The sequence below is a fragment of the Enorma sp. genome, assembly GCF_982429025.1.
In genome coordinates this window covers 1-17526 of record NZ_CEWCAA010000025.1, presented here as the reverse complement: position 1 = coordinate 17526, position 17526 = coordinate 1, and the positions used below count along the sequence as shown (strand labels likewise).

14 protein-coding genes are annotated in these 17526 nt (G+C 62.4%); 1 reads left to right on the top strand and 13 read right to left on the bottom strand.

All coding sequences use genetic code 11. From position 1 onward, the window contains the following. Positions 1–334: 334 nt before the first annotated feature. The 13 genes from AC1VS5_RS05690 to aspS all read right to left on the bottom strand — a co-directional run bounded on the left by AC1VS5_RS05690 (position 335) and on the right by aspS (position 16027). Positions 335–1507, bottom strand: coding sequence for an NAD(P)-dependent malic enzyme (locus AC1VS5_RS05690; RefSeq protein WP_481217982.1), 1173 nt, complete (start codon positions 1505–1507; stop codon positions 335–337). A 45-nt stretch (positions 1508–1552) separates the two neighbouring features. After that, positions 1553–3787: an NAD-dependent DNA ligase LigA gene (gene ligA / locus AC1VS5_RS05685; protein ID WP_481217981.1), complete on the bottom strand. Its 2235-nt coding sequence runs from the start codon at positions 3785–3787 to the stop codon at positions 1553–1555. A 192-nt stretch (positions 3788–3979) separates the two neighbouring features. Further along, a complete protein-coding gene (locus AC1VS5_RS05680; RefSeq protein WP_287746447.1) occupies positions 3980–5566 on the bottom strand; it encodes a S1C family serine protease in 1587 nt (528 codons plus the stop codon). A 367-nt stretch (positions 5567–5933) separates the two neighbouring features. Next, a complete protein-coding gene (locus AC1VS5_RS05675; protein ID WP_276867282.1) occupies positions 5934–6596 on the bottom strand; it encodes a response regulator transcription factor in 663 nt (220 codons plus the stop codon). 223 nt (positions 6597–6819) lie between these two features. Further along, positions 6820–8160, bottom strand: a complete 1341-nt coding sequence (locus AC1VS5_RS05670) for a glutamine synthetase family protein (RefSeq protein ID WP_019127775.1) — start codon at positions 8158–8160, stop codon at positions 6820–6822. 207 nt (positions 8161–8367) lie between these two features. Further along, a complete protein-coding gene (locus tag AC1VS5_RS05665) occupies positions 8368–8577 on the bottom strand; it encodes a hypothetical protein (protein WP_019127774.1) in 210 nt (69 codons plus the stop codon). A 240-nt stretch (positions 8578–8817) separates the two neighbouring features. Then, entirely contained in the window at positions 8818–11061 is a 2244-nt protein-coding gene (gene feoB / locus AC1VS5_RS05660; protein WP_481217980.1) for a ferrous iron transport protein B, read from the bottom strand. Positions 11062–11442: 381 nt separating this feature from the next. Next, positions 11443–11664, bottom strand: coding sequence for a FeoA family protein (locus AC1VS5_RS05655; RefSeq protein ID WP_019127772.1), 222 nt, complete (start codon positions 11662–11664; stop codon positions 11443–11445). A gap of 86 nt (positions 11665–11750) precedes the next feature. Then, on the bottom strand, positions 11751–11972 hold the full coding sequence (locus tag AC1VS5_RS05650; protein ID WP_144687611.1) for a FeoA family protein: 222 nt from the start codon (positions 11970–11972) through the stop codon (positions 11751–11753). A 359-nt stretch (positions 11973–12331) separates the two neighbouring features. After that, positions 12332–13273 carry a type I phosphomannose isomerase catalytic subunit gene (locus AC1VS5_RS05645; protein ID WP_019127770.1) on the bottom strand — a complete coding sequence of 314 codons (942 nt, stop codon included), beginning with the start codon at positions 13271–13273 and terminating at the stop codon, positions 12332–12334. Positions 13274–13425: 152 nt separating this feature from the next. After that, the gene (locus tag AC1VS5_RS05640; RefSeq protein ID WP_019127769.1) at positions 13426–13809 is read right to left on the bottom strand and encodes a glycosyl hydrolase-related protein; all 384 of its coding nucleotides are present in this window, start codon (positions 13807–13809) and stop codon (positions 13426–13428) included. 18 nt (positions 13810–13827) lie between these two features. Then, complete coding sequence (locus AC1VS5_RS05635) at positions 13828–14085, bottom strand: HPr family phosphocarrier protein (protein ID WP_019127768.1); 258 nt, start codon at positions 14083–14085, stop codon at positions 13828–13830. Positions 14086–14272: 187 nt separating this feature from the next. Further along, on the bottom strand, positions 14273–16027 hold the full coding sequence (aspS, locus tag AC1VS5_RS05630) for an aspartate--tRNA ligase (protein ID WP_481217996.1): 1755 nt from the start codon (positions 16025–16027) through the stop codon (positions 14273–14275). Positions 16028–17052: 1025 nt separating this feature from the next. Between aspS and AC1VS5_RS05625 the strand changes: the two genes are divergently transcribed. Next, a partial coding sequence (locus tag AC1VS5_RS05625; RefSeq protein ID WP_481217979.1) for a BadF/BadG/BcrA/BcrD ATPase family protein occupies positions 17053–17526 on the top strand: 474 nt, incomplete at its 3' end.

The window sequence follows — 17526 nt, the reverse complement described above, 5'->3', positions numbered from 1 at the left end:
TGGTCGTGCTCCAAGCTCCATCGCAATGCCGCAAAGAATCCGATTTCGCTCGTCGGAACGGTTTTCTGGCTACTTTTCGTCAATTTGCGTGGTGCTGTGATTCCAACAGAGCTTCAAACTGCCCGCAATGTTCCGATATTCGGCGCGTTTATCAACCTGTCCAGGCATTTTGCCGCACGTGAACGGGAACCTGGGCTCTCAAGCCCACGTGCGCCGTGAGCCAATCACGCAAATTGACGAAAAATAGCCAATTGCGGCGTATAAACGAGCAAACTAGGGCGCCGTTCCCTGAAAACGCCGAGCCAGTCGCCCAACATCCTGCCGCTACAACGCCCTAGGCCCGCGCGAGGCCCTCGGACCGGGCGGCTTCGGCCACGGCGGCGGCAACCACGGGCACGACGCGCTTATCAAGCGCCGAAGGCAGGATATAGTCGGCCCGCAGCTCATCTTCCCCCACCATGCCGGCGATGGCGTGCGTCGCGGCAACCATCATGCCGTCGCTGATATCGCGCGCACGCACATCAAGCGCTCCGCGGAACACGCCGGGAAATACGAGCACGTTGTTGATCTGGTTGGGGAAGTCCGAGCGCCCGGATGCGCATACAGCGGCGCCCGCAGCCCGCGCCTCGTTGGGCATGATTTCGGGCACGGGATTTGCGAGGGCGAACACGATGGGATGGGGAGCCATGCTTCGCACCATATCTTGAGATAGCACGCCGGCAACGCTCACGCCCACGAACACATCCGCGTCTGCAAGCGCGTCGGCGAGCGAACCCGTAACGCCACGTGGGTTCGTTTGCGCCGCAATGCGCTCCTGCGCGGGATTCATGCCCGGCTTTCCCTCATAGAGCGCACCGTCAACGTCGCAAAGCACGATGTCGCGCGCGCCGAGCTCGAGCATGAGCGATGCGATGGAGATGCCCGCCGCGCCCGCGCCCGAGAACACGATGCGAGCCGTTGCGAGCTCCCTCCCGGTAAGGCGGCACGCATTGATGAACGCTGCGCTCGCCACGATCGCGGTGCCGTGCTGGTCATCGTGGAAGATGGGGATATCGCAGACCTCTTTGAGCCGCCGTTCCACCTCGAAGCAACGCGGAGCCGAGATATCCTCGAGGTTGATCCCGCCGAAACTGCCGGATATGAGCCGAATGGTCTCAACGAGCTCGTTCACGTCTTGCGTGCCTACGCACAGCGGGAAGGCATCGATGTCGGCAAACGATTTGAAGAGCGCGCACTTACCTTCCATGACGGGCATGCCCGCGACCGGACCGATGTTGCCAAGGCCCAGCACCGCCGAGCCGTCGGTAATCACCGCGACCAGGTTCCCACGGCGCGTGTAGGTATACGAGAGGTCCGGATCGCGCTGAATCTCGAGGCATGGAGCGGCAACACCCGGCGTGTACGCAATCGCAAGGTCCTCCGCCGTCTCCACCGCAGCGCGACTCACGACCTCGATCTTTCCGTGCCACGCCGCGTGCTGCTCAAGCGCCCGCTCGCCAATACTCATTGCGACCTCCTTCTCAAAATGATAAAACGAACCGGGTTCGTTTTATCATTTTGCTGGCAACGTGCCCGTGGCGAGCACGCGCTCAAGCTGTTCCTCGTCGAGCACGGGCACGCCCAAGCTTTCGGCCTTGGTGAGTTTACTTCCTGCACCGGGGCCTGCCACCACGTAGCTCGTCTTCTTCGAAACCGAGCCCGTAACCTTGGCGCCGAGCGCCTTGAGCGCCGCGCCGGCCTCGTCACGCGTCCGGCGCTCAAGCGTACCGGTAAGCACAAAGGTCAAGCCCGCAAGCGGCTGCGCCTCCGCAAGGTCAACCGAGACGCCGGTTTCCTCGGCCGCGCGCGCCGCCTCGCCCGAAAGGTCCTCTTCCAGCGTAAGGCCGGCAACGCGCAGGCGCTCGAGCACCGCCAGGTTCTCCGGCACGCTGAAGAACTGCTTCACGCTCGCCGCGATCTTGGGCCCCACGCCGTCGATGGCCGCGATATCCTCTTCGTTTGCCACAACGAGCGCATCGAGGGTGAGGAAGCGCCGCGCAATGGCCTCGCCCACGCTCTTGCCCACGTGCCTGATTCCCAGCGCGAAGAGCACGCGCGAAAGAGGCTGCTGCTTCGACTTGTTGAGCTCATCGATGACCTTGGCCGCAATGGTCGCGCCCACGGGGATGGAATCGCCCGCGCGCACGCCGCGACGCTTATCGTCTTTAAGGTAGGTGCGGCCCGTGTCGAGCGCGGCGACAGTATCGGCGGTAAGCGTGTAGAAATCGGCCACGTCGCGCACGAGGCCCGCCTCCATGAGCTTATCAATGAGCTCGTCGCCCACGCCGTCGATATCCATGCAGCCGCGACTCACCCAGTGCGCCAAGCGCTCCTTAGTCTGAGCAGGGCAATCGATGGACACGCAACGGTAGGCGACCTCGCCTTCCTCGTGCACCACGGGACTCCCACAGGCAGGGCACGTCGCGGGCATATCCCACTCCTGCGCGCCCTCGGGGCGCTTCGCGAGCACCGGGCCCACAACCTCGGGAATCACGTCGCCAGCCTTATGGACGACGATGGTATCGCCCTCGCGCACGTCCTTGCGACGGATCTCGTCGATGTTGTGGAGCGTCGCGCGGGCGATGGTAGAGCCGGCCACCACCACCGGGTCGAACTCCGCGACCGGCGTGAGCACGCCCGTGCGGCCCACCTGGATGCGAATCTCGCGCAGCACCGTCTCCTTCTCCTCGGGCGGGAACTTGAACGCGATGGCCCAGCGCGGGGCGCGCGCCGTGAAGCCCAGCTCGTCCTGCAGAGCAAAACTGTCGACCTTCACCACCACGCCGTCGATATCGTAGTCGAGGTCCGCGCGGTGGGCGAGCGCCTGCGCACAGAACTCGTGCACCTCGGCGGGGGTGGTGCAGCGCGCGACGTTGGGGTTCACCGAGAAGCCGGCATCGCGCAGCCATGCGAGAAAGTCGTGCTGCGACGTCACATGCAAAGGAGCGGTATCGGCAACGGCATACAGGAAGGTAGCCAAGTCGCGACGGGCCGTGACCTTGGGATCCTTTTGGCGAAGGCTTCCCGCGGCGGCGTTCCGCGGGTTGGCAAAGGGGTCGCGCCCCTCGGCATCCGCCTCTTCGTTCAGGCGCAGAAAGCTCCCCTTGGGCATGTATACCTCGCCGCGCACCTCGATGGCCGTAGCAGCATCGGCCCCCATGTGAGCGAGCGCCGTTTCGGAAAGCCGCGCCGGGACGTCCTTGATGGTGCGCACGTTGAGCGTCACGTCCTCCCCCGTCGTGCCGTCACCACGGGTGGCCGCGCGCACAAAGAGCCCGTTTTCGTAGGTGAGAGCCACGCCCAGGCCATCGATCTTGAGCTCGCAGGTATAGGTGGCTTGGCCCGCACCGAGCGCTGCCTCCGTGCGGTCGAGCCACTCATCGAGCTCATCGAGGTTCATGGCGTCATCCATGGAATACATGCGCGCCATGTGCGTGACCGATTGGAACTGCGGCGACACGTACCCGCCCACGCGCTGCGTGTAGGAATGTGCCGTCACGAGCTCGGGATACGCTGCCTCCAGCTGCTGGAGCTCCACGAGCATCTTGTCGAACGCCGCATCCGTAATCTCGGGAGCGTCCAGGGCATAGTAGCGATATGCATGGTATTCCAGCTGGTGGTTGAGCTCCGCCGCCCGAGCTGCGGCCGCGCGGCGCTCCTCGTCTGCGCGCTCCGACGTTGGCTCATGGCTCTCGGCTGCCTCATCCGATGCGCGGCTCAAATCAAACAGGCTCTGCTGCTCTGTCATAGTTCTCCCATCACCTATTGGTCGCTTTCATAGCGTAACATCTCGCTCGCGCAAAAGGTTCTTTGTCCCAATTTCACATGGAGAGCGGCTCGCGCAGCCAATACCCAAACATCAAAAGGCCCGCCGCGGATGCGTTCCGCAGCGGGCCTATCGGTTCGCCATGTCAGATGAGGGGCTATCCCTCATTTGGCATTACATGAGTCCCTCGAGGTACTGGCGCAGCTCCTCTTCGCTGAGCGAGTTACCGGAGCCTTCACCCGTCGTGCCGTCCTGGCTCTCGGTCTGCACCTCGGCATCGGAGCCAAGCGTCACATCCACCTCGATGGTCTCGTCGTCGCGCACCACGGTAAGCGTGACCGTATCGCCGATGCTATGCTCGCGCGCTGCGATGATGAGACCGTCGGCCGAGGTAATCTGCGTGTCGTCGACCGCGGTAACGATATCGCCCTCGCGGAGCCCCGCCTCCTCGGCCGGACTGCCGGCGTTCACGGAGTTCACGTACGCGCCCTCGCTGACCGCAAGATTGTTCTGGCGAGCGGAGTACGCGTTCACCGTGGTCACCGTCACGCCGATGTACGGGTGCGCGGGGGTCTCGCCATCGATGATCTGCTGAGCGATGTTAATCGCGTAGTTCACCGGAATGGCAAACCCAACACCCGAGCTCGAGCCGGAGTAGGACTCGATCATCGAGTTGATGCCGATCAGCTCGCCGTTGTCGTTCACGAGCGCGCCGCCCGAGTTACCGGGGTTGATGGCGGCATCGGTCTGGATCATGTTCGCGTAGATCGTGGTGCCGGAAGTGGACTGCATAGCGGTCGAGCGGTAGAGCGCGCTCACGATGCCCGTGGAGACGGACTGCTCGTTGCCGAACGGGCTACCGATTGCCATGACCCACTCGCCAACCGTGAGGCTGTCGGAGTCGCCGATCTCGATAGGCGTGAGCGAGCTTGCGTCCGCGCCCTGCAGGCGAATGACTGCAAGGTCACTCGACTCGTCCTGCCCCACCAGCTCGGCTTCGTAGCTCGCGCCATCGTTCGTTGAGACGTTGATGGTCGTCGCACCCTGGATGACATGGTAGTTCGTGAGGATGTTGCCATCGGTATCGAGGATCACGCCCGACCCGATGCCTCCCTCGCCGGAGCCCTCGTTCACCGCCGTGATGGAGACCACCGAGGGCAGCGCCTTGGCAGATACCGCCTCGGCGAGCGTCGTATCCTCGGCATCGATCTGAATCGTCTGGTTCGAGCCGCTATCCGAAAGTGCAGGCGCATCTACGTTAGTGCTGCCGATGCGAAGCGCGCCGGTCATGACCAGCGCGATCACAAGCACCGCGCCAACCACCAGGCCGGCGAGCGACGAGACGAAGACCGGGAGCTTCTTAGTTTTCGTCTTCACCACGGTATGGGTGACCGTTTCGGCCGGCGCGGAGGGCGCCTGAGACGAACGAGGGTCGCGACCCGCGCCAGACATGCCTGCGCCTGCTGCTGCCTGCGGGGCGGCGTACTGCTGCGTTTGTTGCGCCTGGCCCGCGGTGCCGGAGGGGTTTGCCCACGAGGCACCGGATGGGGCCGCATGGGTGCCTGCCTGTGCGGCGCCAGCCTGCGGAGAGCCAGCCTGTGCGCTCCCCGTCTGAGGCGCGGTCGGCTGCGTAGGAAACGCACTCGCAGGGGCTGCCCCCTGCGGCGCCTGAGGTGTGGGCTCGATCTCTATGCGCGGTGAGGACGCCGTGCCCTCGCCCGTCGCGGTCCCCTCGGGACGCTGGGGATACTTCTCATCCATCGTAGCTGCTTCCTTTCAACTTCCATACAGAATCGTTGTTCAGCAAGCGTTGTACCCAAGCCCGCGCGTTTGCACGAGACAACACGCGAGCTTCAGTCATTTTTAACTAATTGTAACGGCACGTGAGAGGTATCGCGCTATCGGAAACCGGCCTATCGCCGCACGTCGCAAGCCGGCCTATCGGGCGCGACCTAGGGAAACGCTGATTGCATCTTCGGGGAGATCGTGATTTCAGCTTTTGGGCACTTCGGGGCGGAGGGCCCGAGTAGCCGCATCGCGGCCGGGAGGGCGCCGGCCGCCTGAGCTGCGACTTTCCCCTCCCCTCGCTCGCGCATAGCTGCCCGCCGCAAGCCGGCGCCAACACACGCTAGTCTTTGAACAGGTAACCCACACCGCGGACGGTGGTGATGTGCGCGGCGATCTGCGGGCCCACCTTCGAACGAATGCGACGGATGTGCACGTCGACGGTACGCGTGCCGCCGCAGTACTCAAAGCCCCACACGCGATGCAGCAGCACCTCGCGCGAATAGGCCCGGTTAGGATGAGTGGCCAAGAACGAGAGCAGCGAGTACTCCATGAGCGTGAGGTCGACGGGCTCGTCATCGAGATAGACCTGATAGGTCGCGAGGTTGATGACGAGGTTATCGATATGAAGAATGTCGTCGAGGTTGAAGGAGTCGTCATCTCCCATAAGGCGACGCGCACGTGCCTCGAGCTCCGCGGGGCTCGCCGAAGCGCAGATGAAGTCGGAGCGGGAGTGCGCGGGCAGGCGCAGCGACGGAAGGGTCTCGTCGTCTACGATCACGAGCATCGGGATGCCGCCGCGGTCCTCGAGCCATTTCGCGATCTGGTCGATGCGGTCGTTGCGAATGCCATCCCCATCGAGCATCAGCAGGTCAAAATCGTGTGCCGCGTTAGGAGAATCGGGAGTCGCCAAGCTCACCTCCACACCCAGCGATTGGGTGAGGGTCCGGGCAAACTCGTGGAACCGCGTTGTCCTGGCCATAAACAAAATGCACTTCTCGGCCATGCAGCACCTCCTAACGCGTTGCTTTATCTTACCGTAAAACACCTACCACTTGCAGCGCAGATGCGCATTTCCGCACGTAGGATGGGTCTTAAAACCCTTCCTGCGGCCCTTCGCGCCTCCGCCGGCCCGTGCCCGTTGCCGGAACCTTCAACTGACCGGCCAGACGGCACGCTCAGCTGCACGGCGGGCACAAGCTCGTTACCGCGCAGCCACCCGAACTTCGCTAGGAATTTGCGAAGTAGTGCTTGATCTCCCACTCGGTGACCGTCGAGGTGAACTTCGCCCACTCGGCGCGCTTCTTCTTGAGGAAGAACGAGTGGATATGCTCACCGAGCGCGTCCTTCATAAACTGGGAGTCCTCGAAGTAATCGAGGGCCTCGTCGAGACTGCGCGGCAGGGGAGCATAGCCGGTAGCGGCCAGCGCCTCGGGGCCCTGGTTGAGCATTTCGGCCGTAGCCTCGGGCGGTAGCTCCAGCTTTCGCTCGATACCGTCGAGGCCGGCGGCGAGCGTCACCGCGTTCACGAGATAGGGGTTCGACATCGGGTCCGGGGAGCGCAGCTCGATACGTGTGGAGAGCTGCTTGCCCGGCTTGTAGATGGGAACGCGGATCATCGCAGAGCGGTTGCGCAGCCCCCACGTGGCGGACTCGGGCGTATTCCCCTCGCCCGTGGTGAGGCGCTTGTAAGAGTTGACCGTGGGGTTGGTGATGGCGCTGATCTCTTGCGCATGCGCAAGGATGCCCGCCATGTAGTGCTTGGCAAGATCGGAAAGATGGTACGTGTTGTCGTCCTCGCCCCAGAAGACGTTGTTCCCCTGGCGATCGAAGAGCGACTGGTGGAGGAACATGGCGCTCGACGGCGCCCCTGCGATGGGCTTGGGCATGAACGAGGCATGGATATCGGACGCATAGGCCTCGAGCTTGATGATGTACTTGGCCGTCATGATGGCATCCGAGGTAGTGAGCGCCTCGGCATGGCGCAACGAGATGCCGTGCTGCGACTTACCCGACGAATGGAAGGTGTACTCGACCGGGATGCTCATCTTCTCGAGGGTGAGCACGGTGTCACGGCGCAGGTCGCGCGCGGAATCAGACGGCATGAGATCGAAGTAGCCCACCTCGTCCATGGGAACGGGCGTGTGGTCGTCGGGGAAGTAATAGTATTCGAGCTCCGTGCCGACGTTCATGATGTATCCGGACGACTCCGCCTTGCGGAACATGCGACGCAGGCACTCGCGCGGATCGCCCTCGAAATACGTGCGGTCGGGCTTGCGAATGTCGCAGAACACGCGGGCCACGCCGTCGTGCGAGGGACGCCAGGGAAGCACCTGGAACGTGGACGGGTCCGGGAAGGCGAGCATGTCGGCCTCCTCGGGCGCGGTGAATCCTTCGATGGCAGAGCCGTCGAAGCCGACGCCCTCCTCGAAGGCGACCTCGAGGTCTTCGGGGCTAATGGCGAAGCTCTTGAGCCTGCCGAGCACATCGGTAAACCAGAGATGCACAAAGCGGATGCCGCGCTCCTCGACGGTGCGAAGAACGAAATCGATGTTCTGCTGCTGATCCATGAGCCAGTGTCCTCCCTAATACTGGGGTTCACACAGTACACGCACGTACCTGTTCACTGTGCCATACGATTGTTTCAGCAGCGTTTCCGGGGCACGGTAGGCGGTGCCCGCAAAATGGTGCAGCGAGCCCAGTTTGACAAAACGAACCCGGTTCGTTTTATCATTCTACTGTGCCTAAAAATGAGAAAACGAACCGGGTTCGTTTTATCACTTTACGCTTTGCTCGAGCTCCTGCGCCACGGCGTCGACGCCCTTCATGGCCGGGCAGCTCTTCTTGGTGCTCGAACTGCAATGCCCCGTGCAGACGCCCGCCGAAGCGCAATCCGCGCACGACCCCTTGCGCCGCACACGCACGCACACCGCCACGAACGCGACGGCCACCAATGCGAGCACGATGATGTCGGCCAAAGAAAGCACCGCGTTCACCTCCTACGATACGATCATCGTACCCCATGCAGCTAAGACGCATGGGGCACGCATAGCTTCTCCAACGCGGAGCGGATCCCATCGAGGCTGGAAACTGTTGGATAACAGAGGGGATGGGCGCCACGAGCAATCCGCTCCGAGTTGAAGGCCAGGGCACCGAGCGGGCGCCATGCAGGTACCGTGCGGGCGCCCTGGCGAGCAACCGAATCTTATACGGGCAAGAGCCCCATCTTATGCAGCAGCGGCAGCAGGAGCCACACCATCGTCCTCGCCCATAGCTCCCTTAGGCATGGGCCTGAAGAGCTGGAAGAGGATGAGCGCGATGAATGCGAAGGCCACGACGGTCCACAGCCCAAACTCACCGAGCACGATGAGGTTATAGAGCTGGTTGATGATGAGGCCCACGACCCACGCGAAGGCGCACTCGTAGCCCAGCGCGATGGCGGTCCACTTGCCGGAGTTCATCTGGGCGCGGATGGTGCCCATGGCCGCGAAGCACGGCGCGCAGAGCAGGTTGAACGCACCGAAAGCGGCGATGGCGCCAGCGCTTGGGAACATGGCGGCGAAGGCCTGCCAGAGCGCCGGATCGGTCTCGCCGGCATCGGCGATGTGCAGGAGCGACGCCGCCGTGGCGATCACGTTCTCCTTCGCCACAAGACCGGTGATCGACATAGCCGTGGCCTGCCACGTGCTGAAGCCGAGCGGAGCGAAGATCCATGCGATGGCGCCGCCGAGCATGGCGAGCACAGAGTAGTCGGTGAACTCCTCGGGCACGCCCTCCATGGCAGGCAGGAACCCGAAGGCGCCCGTGCCACCGTCCCAAGAGGCAACGCCGAAGTTCGACAGGAACCACACCACGATGGTGGAAGCGAAGATGATCGTGAACGCCTTCTTGACGTACGCGCTCACACGCTCCCAGATATGCAGCCACCAAGACTTCAGCGAGGGGAAGTGGTAGCTCGGCAGCTCCATGACAAACGGCGTGGGGCGGCCGGCGAAGAGCTTCGTCTTCTTGAGCATGATGCCCGAGACGATGACAGCCACGACACCCAGGAAGTAGAAGAGCGGAGCAATCCACGTGGCCTCGGCATCGCCCACGAGCGCACCCATGAGCAGCGCGATGATGGGAAGCTTCGCGCCGCAGGGGATGAATGTCGTGGTCATGACCGTCATGCGGCGGTCCTTCTCGTTCTCGATAGTCTTCGTAGCAAGCACGCCCGGCACGCCGCAGCCCGTAGAGACGAGCATGGGGATGAAGCTCTTGCCCGAGAGGCCGAAGCGACGGAACACACGGTCCATAACGAACGCGACGCGCGCCATGTAGCCGCAATCCTCGAGGAAGGAGAGGAGCACGAACAGTACGAACATCTGCGGGATGAAGCCGAGCACCGCGCCCACGCCAGCAACGATGCCGTCGTTTACCAGGCTGATCACGAGATCGCTTGCGCCGAGTGAGGTGAGCCAGCCCTCGACCACCATGGGTACGGACGGGAAGCTTTGGCCAAAGAGCTCGAAGCCCTCGCCGAAGAGGTTGTCGTTCACCCAGTCGGTGCCCGCGGTGCCGAAGGTAGAGATGGCCAGATAGTAAACCACGTACATGATGAGCAGGAAGATCGGCAGGCCGAGGATGCGGTTGGTGACGATGCGGTCAATCTTCTCGGACGTGCTCATGCGGGCAGGCGCCTTCTTGAGGCAACCGTCGATGATGTGCGCGATCACGGCATAGCGCTCGCCGGTGATGATGGACTCGGCGTCGTCGTCGCAGTCCTGCTCGCATTTGGCGATGAGCTCCTCCACGCGGTCGGCTGCGCTCTTGGCGAGGTTCACGAGCTTGGTTGCATCGGCGTCGCGCTCGAAGAGCTTAACCGCGTAGTAGCGGCGCTTGTGCACGGGCACCGAGCCGGGGAGCTGACCCTCGATGTGGTCGAGGACGTCTTCGATGGCAGAGTCAAACTTGTGCGGCGTCTTGCCGGAAGTGCTGCCCGCTGCCTGCTTGGCCTCGGCGATGAGCTTGTCGAGACCACGGTTCTTGAGCGCCGAAATCATGACGACCGAGCATCCGAGGCTCTTGGAAAGCGCCTCGGTATCGATCTTGTCGCCGTTCTTCTCCACGAGGTCGGCCATGTTGAGCGCCACAACCACGGGCACACCCGTCTCGATAACCTGGAGCGCGAGGTACAGGTTGCGCTCGAGGTTGGTGGCATCAACGACCTGGATGACCACATCGGGCTCGCCGCTCATGAGGTAATCGCGCGAGACGCGCTCCTCGGGGCTGTAGGGGCTGAGCGAGTAGATGCCGGGAAGGTCGGTGATGATCACGCTCTTGTCGGCGGAGAGCCTGGCCTCCTTCTTCTCGACCGTAACGCCGGGCCAGTTGCCCACATAGCCGTTCTGGCCCGTGATCTGATTGAACAATGTGGTCTTACCGCAGTTGGGGTTACCTGCCAACGCGATATGGAGCTGTGAAGCTGCCATGTAATCCTTCTTCCATAGGCTTTGAAACTTATTGCAAGTTACCGAGCTAGCAATCCTTAGCCCCTAACACCCCGAACCGGATCGTGGCGAACGCCCCGAAGCCTGAACTCCGCGGGACTTTGCGGTGCCTGGTTCCTGGATGGCTCGTGGCTGATTCCTGGGACCCGGGCCACAGCGAACCATTTGGTTCGCGGGAACCGGGTTTTCGGATGTCAATAAGCTGAGGCTAACAAATGTCACTGGAGCTGTGATATTTGTTAGATTCCGCTAACTCTACCTTCAAAAAAAGAGGTGCGCTGCACCAGAAGCTATGCGAGGCGCGACACGATGCCCCGCCCACCATGAGCGAGCGGCGCGCGACGTGCCTCGGCAATCGCCGCGTTACTGCACCTCAACAATCGCTGCCTCTTCCTTGCGAATCGAGAGCTCATAGCCGCGAACCGTGATCTCGATCGGATCGCCGAGCGGCGCAACCTTGACCACCGTGAACGGCGTGCCCTTGATGAGGCCAAGGTCCATGAGATGACGGCGGAGCGCCCCCTCGCCATGAAGCTTCACGATGGTGGACGAACCACCCACCTGCACATCTCCGAGCGTTTTCATTGCATCCCCCTTTCCACGTTCCGAACGGCGGAAGGCTTAACCGCGCGCGGGTCCGCCTTAAGCGGGCGCAGCACGCAGAGGCGTGCCTATGCCGTCATGACATGTGCGGCGACCTTCGCATCGAGGCCGAACCGCGCCCCCTTGATGGTCACGATGATGTTGCTGCCGCTCGAGCTCACCACGTGCACCTCTGAGCCCTCGACAAAGCCGAGGTTCTCGAGATGGTGCTTAATGTTCTCGTTGCCGCGCACGCGTGCGACCGTAACAGTGTCTCCGCTGTGGACCAGCGATAGCGGCATCGCTGGCATCTGCGGCCCCTGTCCCATGTCAAACCACCCGTTTCATCGTTTCCGTCTTACGATCCGTGCGCACCTTTGCCGCAGCATGCGGTGCGCAGCAGTTCACCTAAGTAAACTACCACGACAGCCACGCGAGGGGAAGATGAAATTAGCCATTGGTAACAAAAAAGTTTCTATTGGCACACTTTTCCCATGAGACAGTTGTGCCGGGTTAATCTGTCTCCTTCTCTGCTTCGCCGTCTCGGTAAACAAAACCCCGCCCGCAGAGGCGCGGACGGGGCCGAAACACAAGAGTGGAATAGATAAATGAGACAGATTAACCCGGCACGATTGTCTCGGAGACGGATTGACCTGGCACAACTGTCTCTCTACAGGTAGGAGAGCACCACCTGCATGGTGCCGGAGAGCTCCAGCGTATCGCAGGCGGAAAGGGCCAGCAGATGCGTTCCCTTCTTGACCTCCCGGCCGTTCACGACGCCCTCCCCCTCGATCACGCTGATGCACGTAAAGGGATGCGGCGTCTCGACGGCGAGCTCCGCAGGACACCCGTCCTCGCCAACGCGCACGAGGTCGACAGTGTAGCACTCGTTCTGCTCGAGCGTGGTCACGGGGCCCGAAAGCTCGACCTCGCCCGAGGTGAGCGGCGCGCAGTCGAAATCGATGACGTCGAGCGCCTGCTGCATGTGGAGAGGACGCAGCGTGCCATCGTCCTGCTTGCGATCGTAATCATAGACGCGATAGGTCACATCGCTCGACTGCTGAGATTCCAGAATCACCGTGCCGCCTTTGATGGCATGCACCGTGCCGGGGTCGATCTGGAAGAAATCGCCCGCCTTGATGGGGATCTCGTTCAAGAGCTCGCTCCAGCGCCCCTCTTCGACCATCTGGGCGAACTCCTCGCGCGAGTGAGCGCGCTGACCCACAACGATGGTCTGGCCCGGCTCGGCGGAGAGCACGTACCAGCACTCCTTCTTGCCCAGCGAGCCGTTCTCATGCTCGGCGGCGTAATCGTCATCGGGATGCACCTGGATAGAGAGGTCGTCCTTCGCATCGATGATCTTGACGAGCAGCGGGAACCGGTCGCCTTCGCAATTGCCGAAGAGCTCGCGGTGCTCGTCCCACAACCACGAAAGCGTCCTCCCGGCGTACTCGCCCGAGGCGATCTCGTCGTCGCCCGCCGGGTGTGCAGAGATTGCCCAGCACTCGCCCACGGGCCCGGCGGGAATCTCGTAGCCAAACTCGGTCTCGAGCTTGCGCCCGCCCCAGATCTTCTCCTTGAACACCGGTACGAGCTCGATGATTGATTCCATGGTACAGCTCCTTGCCACGAGGTGAACGCCCTGCCGCCCCATTGTATGCCAAGAACGAGGCGTCTCCAATAAGACATCCGAAAGGGGCGGCGCGTGCGGTCGCGTTGCCTCACCTGGCGCATCTTGTGATAAAACGAACCGGGTTCGTTTTATCACTCCACGTAGACCGTGATGAACTTGCAGTGCTTGAGCACGGGCAGCTCAACCGTAGCGCCGTCCACGGCAAGTTCCTCCGTTTCGCGCTCGCGCAAATCGCAGATGCATGCGCGGTGCACCGGCTCCGCGAACACGAGCTTTGCCGTTGCATCCCCCTCATGCATTCCGCAGAACAGGCGCACGATGATACCCGGCTTCTCCGGATCCTCCGCCGCTTTCACAGCCGACACAATTGCCGAACCCTCAAGCGTAAAGACCGAGCCATGTGCAGGCCGATCGCCCACGACCTCGGGTTCCGAGAAGATGAGGCGGCCATTCAGGAACGCCGCATACTCATAGACCTCGAGCTCCCCGTCATAGCAGCGTGCCAGCTCGGCCACACCGGCCCTGGCCAGTGGCTAGAGGCAAGACTCGAGCTTGGCGCGAAGGCGGTCGGCGGTGGACTGCTCGTCGGGACCCTCGACCGAAAAGCATAGCTCATCCCCTTGACGAGCACCGAGTCCCATGACGCCCATGACATCGGTCGCCGAGACCGTTTGCCCGGAGAACGCAAGGGTGATCTTGCCGTCGTAGGAACCGGCGAAAGAGCAGATTTCGGCCACGGGACGGGCGTGCAGACCCGCTCGACCCTGCACCACATGCGTGAACTCGACCATGCTCCTCGCCTTTCTATCGGGTTCCTCAATAGTAACAATACCAAGCAGCCCAGCCGCCGTTGGATGCGGGGCTGGGCCAAGGTGTAACAAAGATGCTCAATGTTAATGCGGGGCAGTCAAAATGGGACTGTCCCATTTTTTGTCAAAGTGGTCAAAACGGGACTGTCCCGTTTTGACTCATTTGTCATTACATAAGGCGCAGCGAAACCTCTTTGAGCTGGCCGAGCGACACCGCGCTCGGTGCGCCCGACATGAGGTCGGAGCCAGAGCTCGTCTTGGGGAAGGCCATCACGTCGCGGATGGAATCGCTGCCCGCAAGCAGCATGCACACGCGGTCGAGACCGAGCGCGAAGCCGCCCATCGGGGGCGCGCCGAAGGTGAGCGCCTCCATGAGGAAGCCGAACTGCTCCTTCGCACGCTCTTCCGTAAAGCCCATGAACTCGAGCATCTTAAGCTGCAGCTCGGCATCATGGATGCGCATGCCGCCGCCGCCCGCCTCGAAACCGTCCATCACGAAGTCGTACGTGCAGCTGCCCATGGCAAGCGGATTGGTCTCGAGCAGGTCGAGCTGGTCCACATGCGGCAGGGTGAAGGGCTGGTGCTCGGCCTCGTAGCGCTTGGCGTCGTCGTCCCAGCGGAAGAGCGGGAAGTCCACGACCCACAGGAAATCATGCCCCTCTCGCTCGATGCCCAGCGCATCGGCCATGTGGCTGCGCATGCCGCCGAGGATCTCGTCGGAAGCGAGACGCGGGCCAGCGGCGAACATCACGAGGTCGCCGGGCTCCACGTCGCAGCGGCTCTTGAGCTCGGCCATCTCCTCATCGCTGAAGAACTTCACGATGGGCGAGTTCATGGAGCCGTCCTCGCGGAAGGCGATCCAGGCTAGGCCCTTGGCGCCGAAGGACTCGGCAACCTTCGCGAGCTTATCGATCTGCGCGCGCGGCCAGGTGCCGGCACCCTTGGCGTTGATGGCCTTGACTACGTGGCCCTCGGTGTTGGCGGCGCCGGAGAACACCTTGAACTTGGAGCCCTTGAAGACATCGGTGAGGTCGACGAGATGCATGCCGAAGCGCGTGTCCGGCTTGTCGGAGCCGTAGGTGTCCATGGCATCCCAGTAGTTGATACGGCGGAGCGGCGTGGGCATCTCGACGCCAACCTGGGCGAACGCGTCGGCAAGCACGTCTTCGAGCGCGCCCATGACGTCGTCCTGGTCAACGAAGCTCATCTCGATGTCCACCTGCGTGAACTCGGGCTGGCGATCGGCGCGCAGGTCCTCGTCGCGGAAGCACTTAGCCACCTGGTAGTAACGCTCAACGCCACCAACCATGAGCAGCTGCTTGAGGAGCTGCGGGCTCTGCGGCAGGGCGTAGAAGCTGCCCGGCTGCAGGCGGCTGGGAACGATGAAGTCGCGCGCGCCCTCGGGAGTGGACTTGAAGAGCGCCGGGGTCTCGACCTCGGTAAATGCGCGGTTATGGAGCGCAGAACGGATTGCGAAGGTGAAATCCGAGCGCAGCTTGAGCTTCTCGGCCATCTCCGGACGTCGAAGGTCCAGGTAGCGGTAGCGCAGGCGCGTGTCCTCGGCGGTCTCGATGCCATCCTCGATCTGGAAGGGCGGGGTCTTGGAGCGACCGAGCACCTCGATATGGTCGACAAGCACCTCGATCTCGCCGGTGGGCAGCTTGGGGTTGACCGTCTCGGCATCACGGGCGATCACGGTGCCGTGCACCAGGATGGGCCACTCCGGACGCATGGTCTCGGCGGTGTGGAACGCGCTGCCTTGAGCGTGCTCGGGGTCGAACGTGCACTGCGTCATGCCGGTGCGATCGCGCAGGTCGCAGAAGATCAGGCCGCCGTGGTCGCGGCGACGCCACACCCATCCGGTGAGGGTAACCTCCTCGCCGATGTTCTCGGCGCGAAGCTCTCCGGCGGTGCGGGTGTGCATGGAATGGATGTTCTCGGGGTTCTGGACGCCGGATGCAGCGGGCGTAGCGGTTGCGGCGCCGGTTGGTGCGCCAGCAGTGGTCTGGGTCTCTGCCACAGAGTCCTCCTTATAATCTGTGCCGCCCCGTGCCGGAGCGGGCGGCGTGCGTACAGATTGCCGAGCCTGCGTAGACCGCGCAGCCCGGCATGCGAGGGTCAATGGTACCAGCTCCCTGCCTCGAGCGCGAGCAAGCCACCCGATTCATACACTGTTAATGATGGAGGCCGTGGCGTCTTGCGCGACGCACTGGCGGTGCGCCGCACCGTATTTCGGCTTTATATCGTTCCGCGCGATGCACACGACGTAAGGAACCGCCCGTCGTGCGAGCGGTCTTGATTCACCGGACGCGCGGGCTATCGAAACCATGCTGGTCGCAGGCGCTTGGAGACCGCATCGGGCGCGCATAGCAAATTATTAGACCCCCTACTTTCGTTTTTTTATCCAAAAATGCGCTAAGTCGGTCTTTTGTCTCGGGTTTTGACGGTGCCATCTGACAACCGCGCTGATAGGAAGCCTATCGCATGGCTCCGTACCAGCATACTTATGAAAGCGCACCCACAAACCAAAAGAAAAAAGACCGACTTAGCGCTTTTTTGGCTAACTTTGGAGAAACAGGGAGGGTATTAAAAGCATTGCTTGCCTTGGCAAAGCGACAGCCGGACGCTGCATCGAGTCCTTCATCAACGCGATACAGCCAACCGCGCTTGGCGCCGCGCGTCGCATTGGCCCGCTCTTCGCCATGCGCCACGTCAACCCGGTCTGCATCCCCGCGCGCTGGCGACGGAAGCCATGTTTGGCGGACATTTTAACCAACCCATGGTTGCGGAGGCTCTGAGCTGGAGTTTTCCTAACTGATAGAATAAGGCCGGTTTGCTGTACCGCACGACCGATCAGAATTGATAAGCCAAACAACCAAACCCAGCTCGCTTTACCATAGTGATGCACCATGGTGACGCACGGGTGAACACGAAGACCGGAGGAATGCCATGCGCTGGCTCGGAATTGATGCAGGCGGAACCAAGACGGCGTTCGCCACATATGACGAGACGCTAACGCAACTCAACCGCTTCGAGTTGCCAACGAGCCACTACGCACAGGCTGGCTTCGATGGCATGGAAGCTGTCCTCGCCGAGGGTATCGCTCGTGCCGAGGCTGCCGGGCTTTTAGGCGAGCAGTACGGCATCGGCATCGGTATGTGTGGGTATGGAGAGGGAACCACGTCGACGGCGCGCATCGAACAGATCGTGGCCAAGGTTGCCGGTGCGCACCCCTATGCGCTCGTCAACGACGTGGAAAGCGCTTGGGCAGCGGGGCTAAACCTTGCCGACGGCATCGTGATCATCGCCGGCACGGGCTCCATCGCCTACGGCGTACACGGCGAGCGCTCGCTGCGCTGCGGCGGCTGGGACTACGAGCTCGGAGACGAAGGCAGCGGCGGTTGGCTGAGCAAGGAGCTGCTG